Origin of the sequence: Halomonas qinghailakensis (genome assembly GCF_025820815.1) — a bacterium.
Classification (GTDB): Bacteria; Pseudomonadota; Gammaproteobacteria; order Pseudomonadales; family Halomonadaceae; genus Vreelandella; species Vreelandella qaidamensis.
The window spans coordinates 1,104,386-1,123,756 of record NZ_CP096973.1; the positions used below are offsets into that span (position 1 = coordinate 1,104,386).

A 19,371-nucleotide genomic window follows, 5' to 3' on the forward strand; every position below is an offset into this window, starting at 1 on the left:
CCATTGTTAGCAACACAGTAAGAAAGTCTATTGGCTATGATACGCGTTCACGTCACTGGCTGCAGAAACAACCGCTACGAATAACGCATTTCAACCTCACACAACGCTGCCAACTGACCCTGCAAGCCGCTACAATAAAGGGCTTAGCAACCTGGGCGAGATTCTCATGGCTGTATTTACTCCGCTGAGCGACGTTCAGGTCGCCGCGTTTTTAGAAAAATTTGATGTAGGCAGCTTCGTTTCGCTACAAGGCGTAGCTGGCGGTACAGAAAACTCAACGTTTTTTGTAACCACCGATCGTCGTGAGCTGGTGCTAACCCTGTTTGAGCAGGGCGAGCATGAGGAGTTGCCGTTTTTCGTCGATTTGTTGGATTATTTGGACGAACACCGTTTACCGGTGCCCGGTACCATTCATGACCGTGAAGGTATCGCGCTACACAGTCTGGCGGGCAAACCTGCGCTGCTATTTCCGCGCTTGCCGGGCAAGCACCCTAGTGCGCCTAACCTTGCCCAATGCCAAGCGCTGGGCAATACGCTGGGGCATTTGCATGTTGTCTCCCAACGTTTTCCTGGCCATCGACCCAATCCGCGCGATCTTCACTGGCTGCGAGCAGTGCATCACAAGGTGCTAACGTATATTAGCCCTGATGATCAGACGCTGATGAAAGATGAGGTTGATGACTTCGAAAGTGCGTTTAGCCAGCACGGCGAGCTACCTCAAGGAGCTCTTCACGGCGATTTGTTCCGTGATAACACGCTGTTTGAAGGCGACCAGCTAGGCGGCATTATCGATTTTTACAATGGTTGCACAGGTGATTTGCTGTTTGATCTGGCTATTGTCATTAACGATTGGGCAACTAATGAGGATGGCACCTTAAACGCTGATCGTTATGAGGCCATTCTTAGCGCTTACCAGGCGCGTCGCCCTCTCACAGCAGATGAACGTACGCTATGGCCGATCATGCTGCGCATGACCGCGCTGCGGTATTGGCTATCGCGCCTGCTGGTCGTTTATGTTGATCCACCTGCCCATGACCTAACGCCTCATGACCCTGAGCGTTTCCGGACCATTTTAAAAGCGCGCATCGCATTTGGCGCACTTCCGCTCCCAGAGGTTCCTTGATGATTGAATCGGTGACCACCAGCACCCCGGCCTTGCGCGCCCGACGCACATGGAATATCGACCAATGGGGTAGCGGCTACTTTGACGTGGATGACCACGGACACGCGTTGGTTCGTCCGCTAGGCAGTGACGCTGAAGGGCCAGCCCTACCGCTTAGTGGGCTTGTGCGCCAGCTGCAAGCTGCAGGGCTGCGGTTGCCAGTGTTAGTCAGATTTAGCGATATTCTGCACGACCGAGTAGAGCAACTGTGCGGTGCATTTGATATCGCGATGCAGGATATCGACTACCAGGGCGGCTATACGGCGGTTTATCCAATTAAGGTCAATCAGCAGCGCCGCGTGGTGGAAGAAATACTCGCTACCTCCGAACGTGGCAATGGCCGTGTAGGATTGGAAGCCGGTAGTAAGCCAGAACTATTGGCAGTATTGGCGCTGTCTGATGGCGGCTCCTCGCTCATCGTCTGTAATGGGTATAAAGACCGTGAATACGTGCGCCTAGCGCTGCTGGGTGAAAAGCTAGGGCACCGCGTTTACCTGGTGGTAGAGAAGCTTTCAGAGCTGGAGCTTATTTTAGAAGAGGCTCGTGAGCTGGATGTCACACCGCGCATTGGCTTGCGGGCACGGCTAGCTTCAGTGGGTAAAGGTAAATGGCAAAACACGGGTGGCGAGAAATCAAAGTTTGGCCTGACAGCCAGCCAAATCCTTGATGTAGTCGCGACCTTGCGCGATCAAAATGCGCTAGAAAGTCTACAGCTGGTGCACTTCCACCTTGGCTCGCAAATTGCCAATATTCGCGACATTCAGCGCGGCCTTCGGGAATGCGCCCGTTTCTACCAAAACCTGATGAGCCTGGGTGCGCCGATTGATACCGTCGATGTTGGCGGTGGTTTAGGAATCGACTATGAAGGCACTCGTTCACGCAGCTACTGCTCGGCCAACTACTCTATGCAGGAGTATGCGCGTAACGTAGTTAGTGCCTTTGCACAGCTGTGTCAGGAAGCTGATCTTCCCCAGCCTCACCTGATTAGCGAATCAGGCCGCGCCCTAACAGCTCACCATGCGGTGTTGATCACTAACGTGATTGGTGAAGAGCGCGTAAATGCTTCGCCGCCAGAGCGCTCCTCCCAGGAAGACCCCCAGGTAGAAGCACTCTGGCGAGTTTTTGAGCAGTTAGCCGAGAGCCAAGAGCCTCGCGTTCTAGTGGAAGCTTGGCACGATCTTCTGCAAGCGGTAAGTGAGTTGCAAGACCGCTTCGTACTGGGATTAAGTAATATCAATGCCCGCGCCGAAGGCGAGCGGCTCTATATGGCTGCCTGTGCACGCTTACGCGGACAGCTCGACACCCGTAACCGCGCCCACCGGGAAATTATGGATGAGCTCGCTGAAAAGTTGGCCGATAAGCTGTTCGTCAACTTCTCACTCTTCCAGTCGGTGCCAGACGTTTGGGGAATCGAGCAGATTTTTCCTGTTCTGCCACTAAGCGGCCTAGACCAGCCCCCTACCCGCCGCGCAGTGATTCAGGACATCACCTGCGACTCTGATGGCCGTATTGATAGCTATGTGGATGGCCAGGGCGTGGAAAGCACGCTCCCTCTGCCTGAATGGGCAAGCGACGACGAACGTTGGTTAGGCTTCTTTTTGGTCGGTGCTTATCAGGAAATTCTCGGCGACTTGCATAACCTATTCGGCGATACCGATTCAGTCGATGCTGCACTAGGAAAGGATGGCGAGTGGGTACTTTCTAACTTACAGGCAGGCGATACCGTAGCCGATGTTTTAGCCTATGTGAATTTTGATGCACGAGTGCTAAAGCAAAAACTCACCGAGCAACTGATCACTAGCGGTTTTTCTACCCAAGAGCAGGCAACATTTGCCGCTAGCCTGAGCGAAGGCCTAGAGGGCTACACCTACTTAGAGTAGCACTAAGGCACCGAACGTTAACCACGGCAACGAAAAGGCCACCGACAATGTCAGTGGCCTTTTGCTTAATTGCTTGCGTTTAACTACTGACACTTAACTACTTAGCGCCATCACCTATTCTACAACGCTAGTGGTAATGTCTAACCCGCCGGTCAGCGTTAAGCGCAGCGAGGCACCACGCGGCAATTCACCAACACCCGCAGGCGTACCTGTCAAAATAACGTCGCCAGGTTCTAGTGTGAAGTGGCGACTCATCTCTGCTACCAGCGTTGGTATCGCAAAGATCATATCAGCCCCCTCCCCGTGTTGACGCTCTTCACCATCAATTTCAAGGGTGAAGGCTAACGCATTCCAATTGGGTATACGGGTTAGCGGCAAAAATGATGATAGCGGGCAAGCACCATCAAACGCCTTTGCAATTTCCCAGGGGTGGCCTTTCTCTTTTAGCTTGGTTTGTACATCACGAAGTGTTAAATCCATCGCCAAGCCGATGCCTGCAATAGCACGCTCAGCTTCATCTTGGGTAGCGTGGGTTAGGGTCTCTCCCACTAACAGCGCGAGTTCGACTTCATAATGCACATCCCCCCTGGAAAACGGCGGATTAAGGGGTTTGCTCAAATCCACCACGCTCGTGGCGGGTTTCATAAATAACAGAGGTTCACTGGGAACCGGGTTATCCAATTCCTTGGCATGGTCGGCATAATTGCGGCCGACGCAGACGACTTTGCCCAACGCGTGGGGAAACTCCTGGCCATCGGTAAACTGTGGAACAAAACGCATGGCGGGTCTTCTCCTTCTCATTATGCGTGCCGCATTCGCAACGACAGGCGCAACAGTCTACCCTAGCTATGCGTATGTTCCACAATCTCTTCCACAGCTTTTCATACATACCACTAGTGATACGTTAGATTATGCGTCGGGCGCCCAACGATCGTCAGCCCCATGCGCCAGAAAGCTAGGGCGCTGCTTCGGTGCAGCAAACGGAGCAACACAGCGATTATCCGGACGATTAAACACAAAGAATACGTTACTACGTGGGTCAGGCGACAAATTAGCGTTAGACGCATGCAGTGTATTGCAGTCAAACAGCAACAAGCCTCCTGCTTTGCCTTTTGGCGCTTCAATGCCGTATTTAGACACCAACTGAGTTAACGCTTCAGGGCTAGGAACGCCAACCTCTTGTGCTTTAAGCGAGCTTTTATGGTTATCTTCCGGCGTTTCTCCCAAGCAGGGCACAAATTCCAGATGAGAACCGGGAATCAGCATCAGTGGGCCGTTAAACTCATGATTGTCAGTTAAGATCAACGAGGCGCTAACGGCGTGCATGTTCGGCATACCGTCTTCTGCGTGCCACGTCTCAAAGTCAGAGTGCCAATTGAACCCTTTACCCGCAAAGCCTGGCTTATAATTAATCCGTGACTGATGCACGTAAGGATCATCACCAATAATTTGCCGGGCAGCACCTGCTAACCGCTCATCACTCGCCAGCTGGCCTAATCGTTCAGAAAGCTTATGCACGGCAAACAGCGAACGAATTTCGTGGCTTTCTGGCTCAGTAACACTGAATTCCTTATCACGATAAGCATCGTTGTTCATCAGTGACTTCATTTCTTTACGAAGCGCTTCAAGCTCTTCACCCGAAATAAGGTTGGGAATAAACAAAAAACCTTTGCGCTCAAATTCATCAAGCTGTTCTTGAGACAACGGCCCTGACAGCTCACGCCCTTTCACCACCGCATCACGGCGCGGCTGGGTTAGTGAAGCTGGAGCTGAGGCTAAGCGAGTTGGGTAAGCATCTCGCACTGTTGAACGTTGTGCTGAGGGCATATCCGTCATTTCACTGTACTGCTTATGGGCAGTAATGGTAGTGAGGGGGTAATTGCTGACTGTCATCTAATCCACTCCTTGTATGATTAAATTTCAGATCATTGGAAAACAAACTCTATGTCTTCATCTTCATATAACGCAAACAGTAGGATAGCTAAAAGTTTACTTCTTGCAACCTATACAAGTCGATTTATAACGTGTGTTATGAAATCCAACCACCACTCTTAAAAATCACATAACACCTAAAACAAAAAATCAACAAACTTTGATTATAGTTAATTCAAACACACACACCCATAAATAAAATCTCTATCAAATCCCGTGTTTCTAGCCATCTCTTCTGGCTCTAAAAGCTTAATACTATTACGCGTTTTTCGAATATACTTCTTTTGCTCAAGCGCTGTCATACAACGGCTAACATGAACACTTGTGATACCAAGCAGCTCACCCACCACCTCTTGCGTTATGGAAAAATCAAAAACATCACCTTCTAAAAGTCCTTTAAACTTAAACCTAAAATATATTTCAAGCAAAAAGTGCGCAACGCGCCCTTCAGAACGATGATGAGTACAGCTCCTTAAACGCTCCAACGTAATATTATCATTAATCATGACATAGGATATAATTGCGTTCCTAATTTCATCATTATTTTTAAATAATTTATGTAACCCTTCAGCAGAAACTTTTAGAAACTCACAATCAGTCACCGAATGGATAACAACATCATGATTTTCAAAAAAACTTTCGCGCAGGCCAATAATATCGCCAGGCATAAAAACATTACAAATATCTTGCCCTCTAGCACCTGCTGCATGGGAAAGACTAGCCCACCCCTCTCTTAAAACAAAAATATCAGCACGCCCCTCGCATACCGAGAAAAACTGTTGATTTTTCTTTAGCTCGACAGTTTTCTGCTTCAGCTGTGATAACTCTTCAAATGAAGAACTACCAACTTTCCCGTACAAATTTAAAATATCTCCCACATTTATGCTGTTACGATGTCCGTTAATCACTCCGCCAATGTCACCATTACTCGTTAAAGGGGAGCAATCACTTACAGCCAATTTGTTCATCTCTACACTCCATTGTAGTTAGATAAAATTAGTTAGATAAATTTAGCTAAACAATTAGTTAGACAATAGCTATCCAAACCAACGAGACTGCACAACAATCCGTATAAAAAACACGTCGTCAGCGCTTAAAAAATATAGTCAACTATAAAATATTAAACAAGAATAACTCTTAACTTAAGCTATCAAAATAAATTATAAACATATAATTTAACTTTTGTTAAAACCAAACACCATACTTTAGTATACGAAATCTCATAAATATCAAAATAGCTTGATAAGCCATTAAAATTAAAAAAACAAAATATTCGTATGCAAGTTCAATAAATTTAAAATAATTAAAACACCTTAAAAACTTAAGGATACCGGTGAAAGCATCAACAATGTCTACAAATTAATTTAACTAATTTTATATGGCATAGAATATCAAACAAAGAAATTAAATATTTTTAATCATACTAAAAGAAAAGCAAAAAGTTGCATTTTTAAACCACTACCTGACTCTCGCCTCCCCAACGATGGGTTTACAGTCGCCCATTAGTGTGGGTATGTCGGCAGGTAAATAGTGCTCCTATGCAGCAACACCTGACTTACCTGGTGATCAACGCGAAGAGTGGACAACTGCTTACCTGTATGCGCCAACGGACAAAGCAACGACCAAGGGCGTTTTCGAATTAATGAAACGGGACTGACATTCACCGCAGTGCATGAGAGTACTATAGTAAGTGACAGGTGACTTCACATCGGCACGTGCTGAAACCCTTACGAAAAGCCATTTCAAGCGTGATGACTGAGATACGGAAATTTATACTCATACTGCCTTCACGTGTGATGAAACACACTTTTACGTTCATGCACAGCTTGATGATTATGAAAACTATTTTCGCGTTTTTTCTAAAAATTGATCTTCTAAAATACAGCGAGAACATCTATAAGGCACTTTCCTTTAATTCATAACCTCGTTACACGTTCCTTAAAGAGTGGGTAATTTCTCATACGTTTAAAAACCCCAGTAAACAATACCGGGGTTGGTAGAGGCTCAAAACTAAGGGATAGTTTAGCAAGGTAAAGGCGCTTTAAACATAAAGGCACTTTAAACAGCACCGGCCCCGTTAAACAACGGGGGCCGGTTCAATCAGATTTACTTCTTAGCTTGGACATTGTCATCATCGGCACGGGCTAAAAAAGAGCGGGTGGTTTCATCAAGATGCTGCGATCAGCGCTTTATAGCTGGCAATTTCGAAGCATTCAAAGGCATAACTGGCGATACCCCCTTTTACCACTTCATCACCAGCCATCATTCCACCCAGCGCTTGACCAAAGGCAGAAAGCTTACCCCCCATGTCTTTAAGTGCTGACGTATCAATACCCAGTTCGGTCATTAAACGCTCAAGCTTGTCAGCTTGATGGGTGGTTTCTTCCAGATGCTGATCAATCCTAGCCCGCAGCGCTGGGTAATGCTCTAAGCGTTTAGCCTGTGATTTCAACATTTCTTCTGCTTGCTTTTCCATAGCATGAGCATCGCGTAACCAATTTTCTAAATACTTGGTTTCCATCGTGCAGCTTCCTTATTAACAAGCAGCATGGTAACGTTTATTTAGCGGGATCAATTTGCTCTTTTTGCGCGCCAGATTTCTCTTTTGCTTGGCCTAGGCTAGGTTCTTGGCCTTCCGGTGCAGGCTGGTTACGCACGCTGTATTCACTGCGTCCATCCAATGAAGGACCTTGCGACCAGCGCCCTTGTGGGGCTTCCTTATCCAGCAAAGTATTTAAGTAATAATAAGAGTGCTGCATCGCCTCATTGTCTTCTGGCGTCGAATTAGGAATTGGTAGCTGTTTCTCAATACCACCCAACTCTTCAATAACAGCCAACCACTGTTGCTGATGATAGGTATCACGAGCGATTAAGAAAGATAAAAAATCTTTCATGCCATGATCATCAGTCCAGTTATACAGCCGTGATGCTAATACTCGGCCACCTGCCTCTGCTGTGACATTAGCCAGCATATCTGCAGCAATATTGCCGGTGGCGTACACATGGCTCATATCAAAGGGCACGCCATTTGAATTTACCGGCATCGCTGAAAGCCCGGACGACAAGAGATGACGAGGATTAGCTCCGCCTAAGATGGCATTCATAACGGAGTCTTTGGCAGTCGCCTCTTGATAAGAAACGGGCGCCCCTTCTAAGTTTAGCGCTACCGCATGTCCCAACATTTCGATATGCGAGAGCTCTTCCGTTGCCGTGGACATAAGCATGTCACGAATACGATCATCTCCACGCGCGCCCATTGCCTGAAAGAAATACTGCATGGCGACCCGTATTTCGCCTTCAATACCGCCAATTGCTTGTTGTAGCAACATAGCAAACTCAGGGTTAGGCTTATCGACTTTAACGGGATACTGTAGTTTTCCAGAGTGATGAAACATCGCGCTACTCTCCTTGGCTTATTACCACTCGACAAAAACTCATACTTATTAATAAGAGTCTTTTTCCTTGAGGAAACGGCAGATAGAACTCAGCATTTTACTTGCCATCATATTATCTTCGCATCATATGAAAGCTTTTATTGCTCAAGAAATTTTAGGTTAGTCAACTAAAAGGGGTAATCAAGCAGTGATGCATAAAGTGCGTCATTTTTAATATTTATAAAAACAAAAGTCAGACTTAATCAATATTTTATGAGCTATTAATTAATATAATTTAAAGTAGCGAAAACTTGGCGCCCTGTTTATCCTTTACGTAATGAAAAATCTAGAGAAATGCCTTATGAACAAAATGCCCCTCATCGCCTCTGTGATGATAATTCTGCTAGCCAGTGGATGCCAATCACACTCGGCAACTCACCAAACAACAAAGCCTAATGAAACGCTAACCAATACCTATTGGAAATTGGTCACGCTTGGCGATCAACCCGCCTCCACCACTGATAACTTCCGCGAGCCTCACCTTGTACTCCATGAAGAAAAATCTCGGCTAGCCGGATCAACTGGCTGCAACACTTTGCTTGGCACTTACCGTCTTAGCGGCAAACGGTTAGTGTTTGAACAAGTAGCTACCACAATGATGGCCTGCCCCGAGACGCAGATGCGTAACGAGCAGGTAATGCTCAATGTCCTGCAGCAAGTAAACGCGTGGCAAGTAGATGGTAGCGTGCTGTCACTCAAAAACGCCAATGGCAAACCAGTGGCAGTGTTTGAGGCAGTGCATCTTTATTAAAAGGTGGTATTTCGACAGCATCGTTTTATTACGGGGTAGACACTTTATAGACAAAAACGAAAAAGCCGCCCTTTCGGACGGCTTTATCTAATTCTCTAACGCTTTGCTTTTAAATCACTTTTAGTGGTGCCGACACCAGGAGTCGAACCCGGGACCTACTGATTACAAGAACCTTACTGAGTGTCTCACACTGGCATATTAAAATATAAATCAATAGCTTATACACACTCTAAAATTCATTCCAGCACACTAAAGCATGTTTCTGTGGACACTTTTTCACATCAAGCCAATCACACCTACAAAGAAGAAAAATGTTATTTCTGAATAGCATTTATGAAGAAAAAGACTATATGACACTGATTTTAAAAAGGGGTTAAACCTCTCTAAAACTGAAATCTCCTCTATTAACTTATAACTATAATCTTCTTTTTCAGGAAAACCGCTATCGTTGAAATTTAATTCCATTATCCTACTTTTTTCCAATACCGTGGCTTCTCGGTCTAGCAGATAAGCAAATTCATTTTCTATAAATTCAACTCCCTCGCCACACTTCATAGTAAACCCATTGAAATAGCTAATATATTTATCTACACTATCTTCATTGACCCCATGATTCTTTATTATTTTTTTAAATGCTATATTCATTTTATTATTTGATTCATATATATTAACAAGAGCTTCAGTTTCATCTTCACCATTTCTATTTATTTTAAGAAAAAACTCTTTTTTATTACTTTCACATTGTGATAAGCTTTTTTTGATTACAAAAACCTCTTGCTCTCTTCCTTCTTTCTTTCCATCCAAAGTCTTTAACTTCGAATACAGCTTATCTTGCTTCGCCTCTTCTAAATAATACTCCTTCATATTAATAATTTTTTTGCAAGAATAAACCTTGAGCTTATCAAAACAAATAAGAATATTAAAAACCTCTCTAACAACCTCATCTAAGTCACTTCTTTCTTTATCCTTATTTTTTAGCTCTCGGTTATTTTCTATAGCCATTAAACTTAACAAGCCTGCTATTGAAGCAGCACTTAACTTATAAAGCGAGTCTCCCGAACTAAAAACATATTCATCGAAGAAAAAACCCCAAATCAAACCACAGACCGAGCTTAAAAATAAAATTAAATATATATTTTTTGACAAATCTCTTAAGCCTTTTATAACTGATTTTCTAAGCTATTAAAATAAAGATTTAATTTTTCAAAAAGATTACTATTACAACTACCAACACTAAAATAAAAACCATTATACTCAAACTTATATCTTATACTTTGAATATCTCTTAAGATCATGTCTTCTATAGCTTGAGAATCACATAAAAAACCAGCTGCTTCCTTATTAAAGGCATTGCTGATTCTTTGTCTTTCTTCTAGCCCCCATCTAACACCTTCAATATCACTACCAGTCAAAGTAACCGTGGCGATATTAATAAGCACCTCATCTGCACACACATAATGCCTCTCTCCGTCATCAAGCTCTCTATGCATAATGAACATATCTTTAGAGCATCCTTCTCGAATTGTTTCATCATCAACAGATAAGACAATAAGGTTCTTATCAACAAGACCAACTTCTAAAGAAAGCAAAAAATCAAAAACATTTCCTTTAAATTCATGACTTTTAATATTATTTTCTAGCGATATAGCACTTGCATTACTACTAGCTATCAAAGCCAAGCTTATAATCCACTTTAGACCTTTATCCACAACCCCTTCCTCCCTGGAACCATCTATCCACAACCCTTTGTGCTAGTCGGTATCCGTTCCCGTTTTCTTCAACGTGCTGCGTGCCCTCTCTATATCGGGGCTTATTTGTCCGCACGTTTCGTCTGTCATGCCTGTCATTAGCCAAAGGGTGTATTTCGGCCACTGCTTGCAAATAGCCTCCAACATTTCTCCTTTGGGCGCTCTTCCAGCCTGCTCAATGCTCTCAACAGTTTTTTTATTAAAACCAATAAGTTGTGCAAATTCTGCGCGGCCTGAAGTTTCGACCTCACGAATTTCTCGCATTTTTTGGGCTAGGTCACTGGACATATACCAACTTCTTCGTATACTAATTTCATCGGATACCAATTAATTGGTACACCGCCTAGGTAAAGTTCTGCAATAAGCAGTTCTGTTCTGAAGATACCACAACATGCCACAGCGAGCAGGTACAGCATGGAAACGAGCAGCACGCCCCACGTCTCAGCACCTCAAGTGCCCGTTATGACGATCGAGCGTTTCTCAGAGCTTTCTGGCCTATCCCCCGACACCGTTCGCGGCCAGATGAACCAAGGGAACCTCCCCATTATCAAGGTGGGTCGTCGTCGCCTCGTGAACGTCGCGCTCTTTACCGCTGAGTGCCTGCAATCGGAGGACTGGAACTAATGACCGCTCTAGCCCCTATCATCACGCTGGCAGCCTCCTGCACCCTGCTGGAATCTAACGGCCTCACCATCGCTACTCAAAAGCTCCTGTTTGACGGTGAAAGCGCCCCTGGTGGCGTGGTACTGCATCACCACATTGTTTCAGCAGGAGGGTTCTTCTTCATCAATGTACCTGCCGCGCACATGCTCGCCTTAAACCTGGATGACAGCACCATTACCCGCGTCTCCGTCCACGATGAAGACCAGAGATACAGCATCGTTTTCAAGCACCTGCAACACGCCCTGGCCTACCTCGCCGAGTACTACGGCCTTTCCCTGGCCGATCACTGCGCCCTTTCAACCACCGATGCCTCCCCCTGTTCATCGGTCATTGTTGTTCCTGCGCATCTATCCAAACCCCCACGGCTAACGCGTCGCCCGTTATCCACAACGGCCTTTAGCCCTTTCGGAGTTATGCACATGGCTAAAAAACAGCCCATCCGCGTGTTTCTCGACCAAGAGATTCACAGCCGTTATTTAATCCAGGCAGGCACCAACAGCCTGACCCCTTCGGCACTGGGGGAACTGCTGATTGAGTACGGCATTACCCAGTTAGAACGCGGCGACAAGGCACCGCTGAAAGCTCCTGCCGGTGACGCCTCCCCCGCTCCCCACGGCAACGAGGCTTAAAAATATGTCCCCTGCCCGTCATCCGTCGCCCTTCGGTCGCACGGCTTCTAGAGCCCTCACCGGTGCGGCTGTCATACCCGAGGCACGAGCGGTTGACAGCCGTGCCGGGGTGGGCTGCCGTGCGGAACGACCGAAGGGCACGGATAGGGCGAAGGGGACAACCCCCTGCCTCGATTCCAGAGCTTTGAGGGAGCGGGGCCAGCGGTGCCTACACGGTAGGGACTATGCACGCGCCGCGACGTACTACGCCCAGGCTGAATACTGCCTATTAGTCGTCGATGGCATTACACCTGAAACCACTGAGCTAGCCATTCTCGCGGACTACTGCCTAACGCAAGCCGCCAGAACCCAACGCTAACGAAAAGGAATTATGACCATGATCAACACTATTCAAGCCCACGTTATCGGCGCATCACGTTACAGCATGGATAACGGCGTTAAAGGCGCAAAAATCACCGTTATGCAGTCGGCTTCTGCTGACAACGAAAACGTCTTAGGCAACCAGGTCAGCGTCATGACCGCGCCTTATGAAATCTTCGACCAGCTCCACGCCTCAGCCCCCCACATGCCTTGCAGCATGGAACTTGATATTGAACTGCGCACCTCGGCCGCATCGGCGGGTGGCAAAACCACCATTCACGTTATTGCCGCCCGCAAACCCAACGCCACCGGTAGCCCACAGCAACAGCCGGCTACTAACAGCGATAAAAAATAGGATTTTGAGCCATGGACACTAGTGAACTCGCTGGTCTGTGGCTCCTGGTTTATTGCGTCGGCCTCGTCTTGGCCTTCGGGATCGGCGCGGTAAATGGGGGCCAACGATGAACGATCCCAGTCTTACGTTTGTTGTTGGTTCCTTATTCACGTCCTACGCCCTCGGTTGGGCCTTCGGACACATCATTCTTACGGTAAAACGCTTTATGGAGTCAGTCACATGACCAAGCAAACCCTTATCAAAACTCTTTCAGCCACCTTCAACGGTACAAAAACCAAGATTGCTGGCGGTGCTGCTCTGCTAATGGGTTCGGCAGCTGCTCACGCCCAAGATGCGACCGGCGCTGCGGCTGCCTTTAGTGAAGTTCAATCCGCCGGTGCAGATATGGCCGGTTATGCATGGCCGGTAGTGGCTTCCATCACCGCCGCGCTGATTGGTATCAAGCTTTTCAAGAAGTTTGCCAACCGCGCTTCTTAATACCGCTCAGCAGGGATCAACCAAGGGGCGGAAACGCCCCTTTTTATATCGGGAGGGAAACATGATTAAAAAAGCTGCTCTATTAACTCTTACCGCGCCTTTTTTAATGGTGTTTTCTGATTATTCTTATTCTGAAGATCCTCCCATTGATCATGGTTCTTATACTCCATTTGTTATTACTGAAAATACTTTTAGTAGTTGGAGTTCTCGTCTTTCAAAATCTTCGGATTTTGCTGGATGTTCTTTTAGGTATCGTTCTCCTAGTGGTAAGAGATACCACAACATGTCTCGTTGGAGTCGATATACAGCGCAGGTTGATAAATATATATTTTCTCACAGGACTTATAATAGCTCCCAAGATAAATGGTTTTATAACTATGATGGTGTTTATTTGTGGTGTGACAGATCTGCAAATGTTGATGATGCCGTTGACGAATTGTTTAACGGTGAATTTAATACATATCCTTTAACTGACGAACAATGCGGCTCCCAGCATTCAGGGTCTTCTACTATAAGTGTTTCATCTATGAGTTCGGATGGCTCTTATACCGTGGGAGGTGGGCGTTGTTCTGTTTCTGCTGCCCCTAATACTACAGAATTTTGTTATTTAGATTCATCTGACGGTTCTACTAAATGCCAAGCTGATTGGGTTGCCGTGTCTACTGGCAATCCTTTTAGTCATTCTGCTTTATCATCTGAAACTTCTGATCCATCTATTCCAGAATATCTTAATCTTTTACCTGGTTCTTGTTCTGATAATTCTAATTGCGTAACTATTGGCGATAAGTCCTATTTAGTTAATTGGGATACTGCTCCCGATTTGTTTTCTTATATAGACAGCAATGGCAACACCGTTTCTCACCCTAATGCCGGTGGTAATGATACTGGTGGCGATGATACCGGTGGTTCATCGGGTGATAGCTCTGGTGGTGACTCTGGTGGAAGCGATAGCGGCGGATCTACCGGTGGTGGTGACTCTGGTGGATCGTCTGGCGGCGATTCCGGTGGTGATACTGGGGGCAGTGATTCCGGTGGTTCATCGGGTGGTAGCTCTGGTGGTTCGTCCGGCGGTTCAACAGGTGGTGGTAGTTCCGGTGGTTCCACTGGCGGTGATACTGGGGGCAGTGATTCCGGTGGCTCAACTGGCGGTGGTTCTTCCGTTCCCGATTTCGAGTTTGATGAATCCGGCATTATTGAGGCAATTGGTTCTGCGGGCGAATCCAACCAGGCAGGGCTAGACGCCGTTTCAAATGATGTGACGGGTGCCATTGGCGAACAGACCGAAGAAACCAAAGGTATGTTCGACGGCCTGGGCAACACGATCACCAACGCCCTTGGCTTGGGCACCTGCTACCCCGACAGCCAACAAACCGAGGAAGGACATACCGCTGCCACCAGTGACAAAGGCTTACTCGGCTGTATTCAAAGCATTTCTAACGGCATGGTTAACAAGCTTGCCGAAAAATTCACAGAAGACCTCGGTGATGGTAACGATCTATTCAACTCCTCTGGCGTCGATCAAACCCTCGACGGCTTAGCCGAAGAACAACAGCTCTATAACGACGACGTAAACACATTAATGGATGAGATCGGTGATGGTTCAAGCTCCGATATCGCTAACCAGATAACGTCCCGTTTGCCCTCTCTCCCCTCTGGCAGCTGCTCACCTCTCCCGTTTGGCCCCATGGAAATTTCTTGCCAAGCGTTCAACACCATCAAGCTTTGGCTTTCCTGGATCGTCTATTTCTGGACGGTCGTCAGTGTCATAGACACCTTCTTCCGCTCTGGTATGAGGACTGCATAAATGGCCTTACCTGCAATGCTTGGCATGGGTGCCATCATGGCGTTTGCTACCCGTGTTATTGAATGGATTGTTACCCGCATCGCCTCCCGCTTTACCAATCGATTAGCGGGAATCTTGATCTGGACAACGCTCTATATCTCACTTTTGGTGGGTTTGGCCGTCACGTTTGCCGCCATTATCAGCGGCATTAGTGCCACCCTTCCCAGCGACCTTGCCCAGGGCATCGGCGCTATTAAGCCCAACAACTTTGAAGCCTGCATCGCGGCTATTTACAGCAGCAAGGTAGCTGTTTGGGTCTTCCAGCAGAAACGCCAGTTGATCGACTGGGAACAAGGGAGGCCCGTTATCTAATGGCCGTTTACGTTGTCACCGGCAAATTGGGTGCCGGTAAAACCCTGGTCGCTGTCGGTAAGATCAAGGACAAGCTTACCCACGGTTGTAAGGTCGCTACGAACCTAGATTTAAACCTAGATAAGCTCATTGGTGAAAAAGCCAAAGAAACCCGCTGCTATCGCATTCCTGATAAACCCGTTCTGGCTGACCTGGAATCTATTGGCACCGGTACCGACGCTTACGACGAAAACAAGAACGGCTTACTCGTCCTGGATGAGTGCGGCACTTGGTTTAATGCCCGATCCTGGAACGATAAAAGCCGCCAAGACGTTATCAACTGGTTTCTCCATGCCCGTAAATTGGGCTGGGACATTATTTTTCTGATTCAAGACTTGTCGATCATGGACAAGCAAGCCCGTGTTGCCCTGGCGGAACACGTTGTTTACTGCCGTCGCCTGGATCGGGTCTCTATCCCCTTTATCGGCGCTATTTATTCGCTGTTCATGGGCTCAAAAATACCGTTGCCGAAAGTCCACCTCGGCATTGTTAAGTATGGCGACTCCCCACAAAGCCTCACCGTTGAACGCTGGACATACACAGGCCGTGCGCTTTACCCCGCCTACGACACCAAACAAGCCTTCTCTGATCACTACCCCCACGGCACGTACTCCGTGCTGCCGCCTTGGTACACCCATGGCATGCACCGCGTACCCCATGACGCGAGGTTCTATATGAAAATGACCCGTATCTACTGGAAACGCTTCAACCGTCCGTTTCTTTCGTTCGCCTCGTTTGGTCTCGGCTGCCTACTCACGGTATCCGTTTTGGTGGCTGATCGCGTTAATGCTCGCGCCCAGGATCAACCGCCCCCCGCTGCACCGCTAGAACTTCCCAACCTAAGCACCACCCGCATCGCCAGCTTTAGCCAGTTTGGCGACCACACTAACTACCGCCTCATTGATAGCGACCGCAACACATCCACCACTGACGATCTCGCCCGCCAAGGCTTCTCCATCGTCCCTGTGAATGCTTGCCTCGTCCGCGTAGAAAATGGAGTTACCCATGCTGAAGTTCGCTGTTAATACCGTTGCCGCTTTTGCCTTCGCCACACTCACCAGTACCGCCAACGCCACACCGATACAGATGCAAGACACCGATATCCGTGACTTTGTGCGTTGGTACGTAGAACAAACAGATTCCCCGTTGGCCATTCATCCCACCGCTACCGGAACGCTCACCGTTTATGCACCGGATGTGCCCGATCACCAGCTTGATGAGTTCTTTCAAGGTGTATTGAGTTCACACGGTTACACCATACTGCCAGGTAACCCGCCCACCGTTGCAACTGCTAGCCAACGCGCAACGGCATCACCGACTGAAAAAACACCAGGTGTTTCTTTAGCATCGGCTGATCCCGCTGACGCGATCGTCAACGCACCCACGCTTACCCCGCCACCAGTCCCGCAGGCAACACACCTGTTTTCTTTCGACAACGTGCGCGCCGATGACATTGCCCCACTGATCACCAGTTTTCTCACTCAGAACGCTCAGGACGGCATTACCCCACCTCGGGTACAGGTGCTTCACGCTTCCAACGCTATCTTAGCTAAGGGACCAGAAAAGCAGCTTGAACAGCTTCAAGGTTTCATCCCTCAAGTGGACGTTGCCCATCCTCAGTTACTCATCCAAGCGGTAATTTTTGAAACCACGGATGGTGATACCTTCGATCTTGGTGTTGCTCTCGGTCGTGCTACCGGTTCCCGTGTCGCAGGTGGGTTTAACACTGCCAATCTTGGCACCTCTTTAGCATCGTCGGGCGGTACTTTCGGGATCTTCGACGGCAACGTTCTAGCTTTTGCCATCAACGCGTTACAGCGCGATTCAAGCTCTAACGTGTTATCCACACCGCAAATACTTACCCTCTCCGGTAAGCGTGGCACGATCTCCATCGGTCAGAATGTGCCGTTTGTTACTGGTCGCGTCACTGGTGAATCCGCCGACGTTAATAGCCCTTTCCAGACGATTGAACGCCGCGATATTGGTATACGTTTAAACGTGCTCCCTGTGGTCACTGCCTCTGGTTTAGTGATCATGGATATCACTACCTCGGCTGACTCTCTGACTGATTCTGTGCTAGCCTCTGACATTATTACGAATCAACGGCAGATCAATACCACCGTTCAGATACGTTCCGGCCAAACGCTTCTTCTAGGCGGCCTCTCGTCCCAAAACGACCAACAACAGGTCTCGGGCGTTCCAGGCTTACAGAGCGTTCCCGTTGCCGGTCGTCTATTCCAGAACGAATCCAACTCCCGCCAACGTACCAATCTACATGTGCTGTTACAGGCAACTGTGCTGCCTCGCTATGACGCTAACCAGCTCGTCACCGACCATAACGCCGCTCAAACCGTGGCAGGTCTGATGACTACAAGCTGGCGTCACGAGGTCGAGACCCTCCCTGTAACACGTCTCGCAGAGTAATCATCCAACTTGAGCTATTGGCTCACTACAGCACATTGCGACATTTAGAAATTTACAGGGAATAGGCCATGGAACGTTGGAATCGTTATTCGTTGGCATCGTTACAGCGAGGAGAAGAAGATCAATTTGGCAAGCTGCTGATTAGCTCCGCTGGGCAGCGTGAAATGCACAAAATTCATCTTCTGAATGCTGGCGTCGATACCGTTCGCCAGCTTTACCAAGGCAAGCCGTGCCTTACCCAATTTGATGAGATCATTAACGTTTACAACGAGGGCAAAGGCGCAACCATGCGTCTCTTTGATGTAGATTGGGCAGTAGGTGCCGGCGCAGCCGGTTCTGGCTTCCGCTATCGACTCCAGAATAACGAACTAGGCGTAATCGTCTTCTTCCAGGCACGTCACGTCAAAATCGAGAACATTGGCACCCACCTAAAAATCGAGCTTTCCCCTCACTTCATCCAGGAGCGCAGCCCTCAGCAGTGCCAAGACTTCATGTACAACATTGCGGCTCACATGCTCTCTCATGTTGAACCTATAGGCTGTGCGATACACCTGGCGTTAGACGTACAAGGCTGGGAGCCACCTAGCGACTTTATGCAACACTTCGTGACTCGTTCCAAGAAAATCATGCGCATAGACGGCATTGATACCTTAGAGTTCGCCCACGGCAATATTGCGACCACCTATGGCCGCGGTGAAACCTACATGTTTGGTACGGCTGGGGCGCTCCAATGCTGTATCTATAACAAGACACTTGAAGCCAAACACCGCGACAAAATGCACTTTTGGGAAGGTATCTGGCAACACGCTGTCGATGACGACCTAAATTCCACCTATAACCCAGAAGCCCCCGTTTGGCGTATCGAATTACGCTTCCATCAATCCGTCCTTCGTGAATATGCTCAAGGCATTCCCTGCAATGTCGATACCGGTGAAGTGTTAGATGCCTCCCACGGCTTCAACCGCTTCATAGACGTAGTACCGCACCTCTCCGGCCTCTGGCGTACTGCCATGCAATCCTATCGACTGGATGTTCGTCGCAACCTTATTGATCCCGCGTGGCAAGTCATGCAGGAAGACGCCCGCTTCTACTGCCATGAGCCTGGTTTCATGTACAAACGCGCCCGCAAAGCGCCCGGGCTTGGCAACGAAAAGAACGTAACCCTGGCGTTTGGCAACCTCATTAGCATTTACGCCCGCCAGGGTTTCCGCACCCATGAAGCTGTTCGCTTTCTCCAACGCTCGGGCATGTGGGAAGACCTCGCAGAATATTACCGACGACGAGGCGTCGACTCCGGCCAATTCAGACAGATCGTAGAACAGAAATTGATAGAGCGGAGATTGGTAGGTAAGGCTGCGTAAA

General features: G+C 47.8%; 20 protein-coding genes. 12 read left to right on the plus strand and 8 right to left on the minus strand.

All coding sequences use genetic code 11. From position 1 onward, the window contains the following. Positions 1-166 precede the first annotated feature (166 nt). Positions 167-1,123, plus strand: a complete 957-nt coding sequence (locus M0220_RS05135; protein WP_264018869.1) for a homoserine kinase — start codon at positions 167-169, stop codon at positions 1,121-1,123. Further along, on the plus strand, positions 1,123-3,042 hold the full coding sequence (speA, locus tag M0220_RS05140; protein ID WP_030074706.1) for a biosynthetic arginine decarboxylase: 1,920 nt from the start codon (positions 1,123-1,125) through the stop codon (positions 3,040-3,042). The genes M0220_RS05135 and speA overlap by 1 nt, the downstream gene beginning before the upstream one ends. Before the next feature lie 114 nt (positions 3,043-3,156). Here the strand turns inward: speA and M0220_RS05145 are convergent, their stop codons facing one another. The 5 genes from M0220_RS05145 to M0220_RS05165 form a co-directional block, all read right to left on the minus strand. Further along, positions 3,157-3,822, minus strand: a complete 666-nt coding sequence (locus M0220_RS05145; RefSeq protein ID WP_030074704.1) for a fumarylacetoacetate hydrolase family protein — start codon at positions 3,820-3,822, stop codon at positions 3,157-3,159. Positions 3,823-3,951: 129 nt separating this feature from the next. Then, positions 3,952-4,935, minus strand: a complete 984-nt coding sequence (gene thpD / locus M0220_RS05150) for an ectoine hydroxylase (protein ID WP_030074702.1) — start codon at positions 4,933-4,935, stop codon at positions 3,952-3,954. A 209-nt stretch (positions 4,936-5,144) separates the two neighbouring features. Then, complete coding sequence (locus M0220_RS05155; protein WP_264018870.1) at positions 5,145-5,942, minus strand: Crp/Fnr family transcriptional regulator; 798 nt, start codon at positions 5,940-5,942, stop codon at positions 5,145-5,147. Between the two features lie 1,199 nt (positions 5,943-7,141). After that, positions 7,142-7,495 (minus strand): YciE/YciF ferroxidase family protein, encoded by a 354-nt coding sequence (locus tag M0220_RS05160; protein ID WP_404813847.1) that lies wholly within the window; start codon positions 7,493-7,495, stop codon positions 7,142-7,144. Between the two features lie 37 nt (positions 7,496-7,532). Beyond that, the gene (locus tag M0220_RS05165) at positions 7,533-8,369 is read right to left on the minus strand and encodes a manganese catalase family protein (RefSeq protein ID WP_264018871.1); all 837 of its coding nucleotides are present in this window, start codon (positions 8,367-8,369) and stop codon (positions 7,533-7,535) included. A 340-nt stretch (positions 8,370-8,709) separates the two neighbouring features. Here M0220_RS05165 and M0220_RS05170 point away from each other — a divergent pair, with 340 nt between their 5' ends. Beyond that, positions 8,710-9,159, plus strand: coding sequence for an META domain-containing protein (locus M0220_RS05170; protein WP_051690214.1), 450 nt, complete (start codon positions 8,710-8,712; stop codon positions 9,157-9,159). Positions 9,160-9,435: 276 nt separating this feature from the next. Here M0220_RS05170 and M0220_RS05175 read toward each other — a convergent pair whose 3' ends face one another. The 3 genes from M0220_RS05175 to M0220_RS05185 are packed head-to-tail and all read right to left on the minus strand — an operon-like array spanning position 9,436 to position 11,195. Next, entirely contained in the window at positions 9,436-10,305 is an 870-nt protein-coding gene (locus tag M0220_RS05175; RefSeq protein ID WP_264018872.1) for a hypothetical protein, read from the minus strand. A 14-nt stretch (positions 10,306-10,319) separates the two neighbouring features. After that, positions 10,320-10,868 carry a hypothetical protein gene (locus tag M0220_RS05180; protein ID WP_264018873.1) on the minus strand — a complete coding sequence of 183 codons (549 nt, stop codon included), beginning with the start codon at positions 10,866-10,868 and terminating at the stop codon, positions 10,320-10,322. A 42-nt stretch (positions 10,869-10,910) separates the two neighbouring features. Then, positions 10,911-11,195 (minus strand): helix-turn-helix domain-containing protein, encoded by a 285-nt coding sequence (locus tag M0220_RS05185; protein ID WP_035537000.1) that lies wholly within the window; start codon positions 11,193-11,195, stop codon positions 10,911-10,913. A gap of 126 nt (positions 11,196-11,321) precedes the next feature. On the opposite strand from M0220_RS05185, the gene M0220_RS05190 reads away from it, so the two are divergent. The 9 genes from M0220_RS05190 (at position 11,322) to M0220_RS05230 (ending at position 19,370) form a co-directional block, all read left to right on the plus strand. Beyond that, entirely contained in the window at positions 11,322-11,531 is a 210-nt protein-coding gene (locus M0220_RS05190; protein WP_264018874.1) for a helix-turn-helix domain-containing protein, read from the plus strand. Further along, positions 11,531-12,199 carry a hypothetical protein gene (locus tag M0220_RS05195; protein ID WP_264018875.1) on the plus strand — a complete coding sequence of 223 codons (669 nt, stop codon included), beginning with the start codon at positions 11,531-11,533 and terminating at the stop codon, positions 12,197-12,199. The genes M0220_RS05190 and M0220_RS05195 overlap by 1 nt, the downstream gene beginning before the upstream one ends. Before the next feature lie 376 nt (positions 12,200-12,575). Further along, positions 12,576-12,914, plus strand: coding sequence for a hypothetical protein (locus M0220_RS05200; protein ID WP_125745653.1), 339 nt, complete (start codon positions 12,576-12,578; stop codon positions 12,912-12,914). Between the two features lie 219 nt (positions 12,915-13,133). After that, positions 13,134-13,391 (plus strand): major coat protein, encoded by a 258-nt coding sequence (locus M0220_RS05205; protein WP_264018876.1) that lies wholly within the window; start codon positions 13,134-13,136, stop codon positions 13,389-13,391. A gap of 61 nt (positions 13,392-13,452) precedes the next feature. Continuing rightward, on the plus strand, positions 13,453-15,195 hold the full coding sequence (locus M0220_RS05210) for a hypothetical protein (protein ID WP_264018877.1): 1,743 nt from the start codon (positions 13,453-13,455) through the stop codon (positions 15,193-15,195). Next, positions 15,196-15,546, plus strand: coding sequence for a DUF5455 family protein (locus tag M0220_RS05215; protein WP_030074677.1), 351 nt, complete (start codon positions 15,196-15,198; stop codon positions 15,544-15,546). Then, the gene (locus M0220_RS05220) at positions 15,546-16,610 is read left to right on the plus strand and encodes a zonular occludens toxin domain-containing protein (protein WP_264018878.1); all 1,065 of its coding nucleotides are present in this window, start codon (positions 15,546-15,548) and stop codon (positions 16,608-16,610) included. The genes M0220_RS05215 and M0220_RS05220 overlap by 1 nt, the downstream gene beginning before the upstream one ends. Beyond that, complete coding sequence (locus tag M0220_RS05225) at positions 16,591-18,009, plus strand: secretin N-terminal domain-containing protein (protein ID WP_264018879.1); 1,419 nt, start codon at positions 16,591-16,593, stop codon at positions 18,007-18,009. Before M0220_RS05220 ends, M0220_RS05225 begins: the two co-directional genes overlap by 20 nt. Positions 18,010-18,077: 68 nt before the next feature. Continuing rightward, positions 18,078-19,370 (plus strand): hypothetical protein, encoded by a 1,293-nt coding sequence (locus M0220_RS05230; RefSeq protein ID WP_264018880.1) that lies wholly within the window; start codon positions 18,078-18,080, stop codon positions 19,368-19,370. The last annotated feature ends 1 nt before the right edge of the window (position 19,371 follow it).

Excerpts from the sequence above, each read along its gene's own strand:
- M0220_RS05135 (WP_264018869.1), top strand. The coding sequence starts at position 167 with ATGGCTGTATTTACTCCGCTGAGCGACGTTCAGGTCGCCGCGTTTTTA.
- speA (WP_030074706.1), top strand. The coding sequence starts at position 1,123 with ATGATTGAATCGGTGACCACCAGCACCCCGGCCTTGCGCGCCCGACGC.
- M0220_RS05145 (WP_030074704.1), bottom strand. The coding sequence starts at position 3,822 with ATGCGTTTTGTTCCACAGTTTACCGATGGCCAGGAGTTTCCCCACGCG.
- thpD (WP_030074702.1), bottom strand. The coding sequence starts at position 4,935 with ATGACAGTCAGCAATTACCCCCTCACTACCATTACTGCCCATAAGCAG.
- M0220_RS05155 (WP_264018870.1), bottom strand. The coding sequence starts at position 5,942 with ATGAACAAATTGGCTGTAAGTGATTGCTCCCCTTTAACGAGTAATGGT.
- M0220_RS05160 (WP_404813847.1), bottom strand. The coding sequence starts at position 7,495 with ATGGAAACCAAGTATTTAGAAAATTGGTTACGCGATGCTCATGCTATG.
- M0220_RS05165 (WP_264018871.1), bottom strand. The coding sequence starts at position 8,369 with ATGTTTCATCACTCTGGAAAACTACAGTATCCCGTTAAAGTCGATAAG.
- M0220_RS05170 (WP_051690214.1), top strand. The coding sequence starts at position 8,710 with ATGAACAAAATGCCCCTCATCGCCTCTGTGATGATAATTCTGCTAGCC.
- M0220_RS05185 (WP_035537000.1), bottom strand. The coding sequence starts at position 11,195 with ATGTCCAGTGACCTAGCCCAAAAAATGCGAGAAATTCGTGAGGTCGAA.
- M0220_RS05190 (WP_264018874.1), top strand. The coding sequence starts at position 11,322 with ATGGAAACGAGCAGCACGCCCCACGTCTCAGCACCTCAAGTGCCCGTT.
- M0220_RS05195 (WP_264018875.1), top strand. The coding sequence starts at position 11,531 with ATGACCGCTCTAGCCCCTATCATCACGCTGGCAGCCTCCTGCACCCTG.
- M0220_RS05200 (WP_125745653.1), top strand. The coding sequence starts at position 12,576 with ATGATCAACACTATTCAAGCCCACGTTATCGGCGCATCACGTTACAGC.
- M0220_RS05205 (WP_264018876.1), top strand. The coding sequence starts at position 13,134 with ATGACCAAGCAAACCCTTATCAAAACTCTTTCAGCCACCTTCAACGGT.
- M0220_RS05210 (WP_264018877.1), top strand. The coding sequence starts at position 13,453 with ATGATTAAAAAAGCTGCTCTATTAACTCTTACCGCGCCTTTTTTAATG.
- M0220_RS05215 (WP_030074677.1), top strand. The coding sequence starts at position 15,196 with ATGGCCTTACCTGCAATGCTTGGCATGGGTGCCATCATGGCGTTTGCT.
- M0220_RS05220 (WP_264018878.1), top strand. The coding sequence starts at position 15,546 with ATGGCCGTTTACGTTGTCACCGGCAAATTGGGTGCCGGTAAAACCCTG.
- M0220_RS05225 (WP_264018879.1), top strand. The coding sequence starts at position 16,591 with ATGCTGAAGTTCGCTGTTAATACCGTTGCCGCTTTTGCCTTCGCCACA.
- M0220_RS05230 (WP_264018880.1), top strand. The coding sequence starts at position 18,078 with ATGGAACGTTGGAATCGTTATTCGTTGGCATCGTTACAGCGAGGAGAA.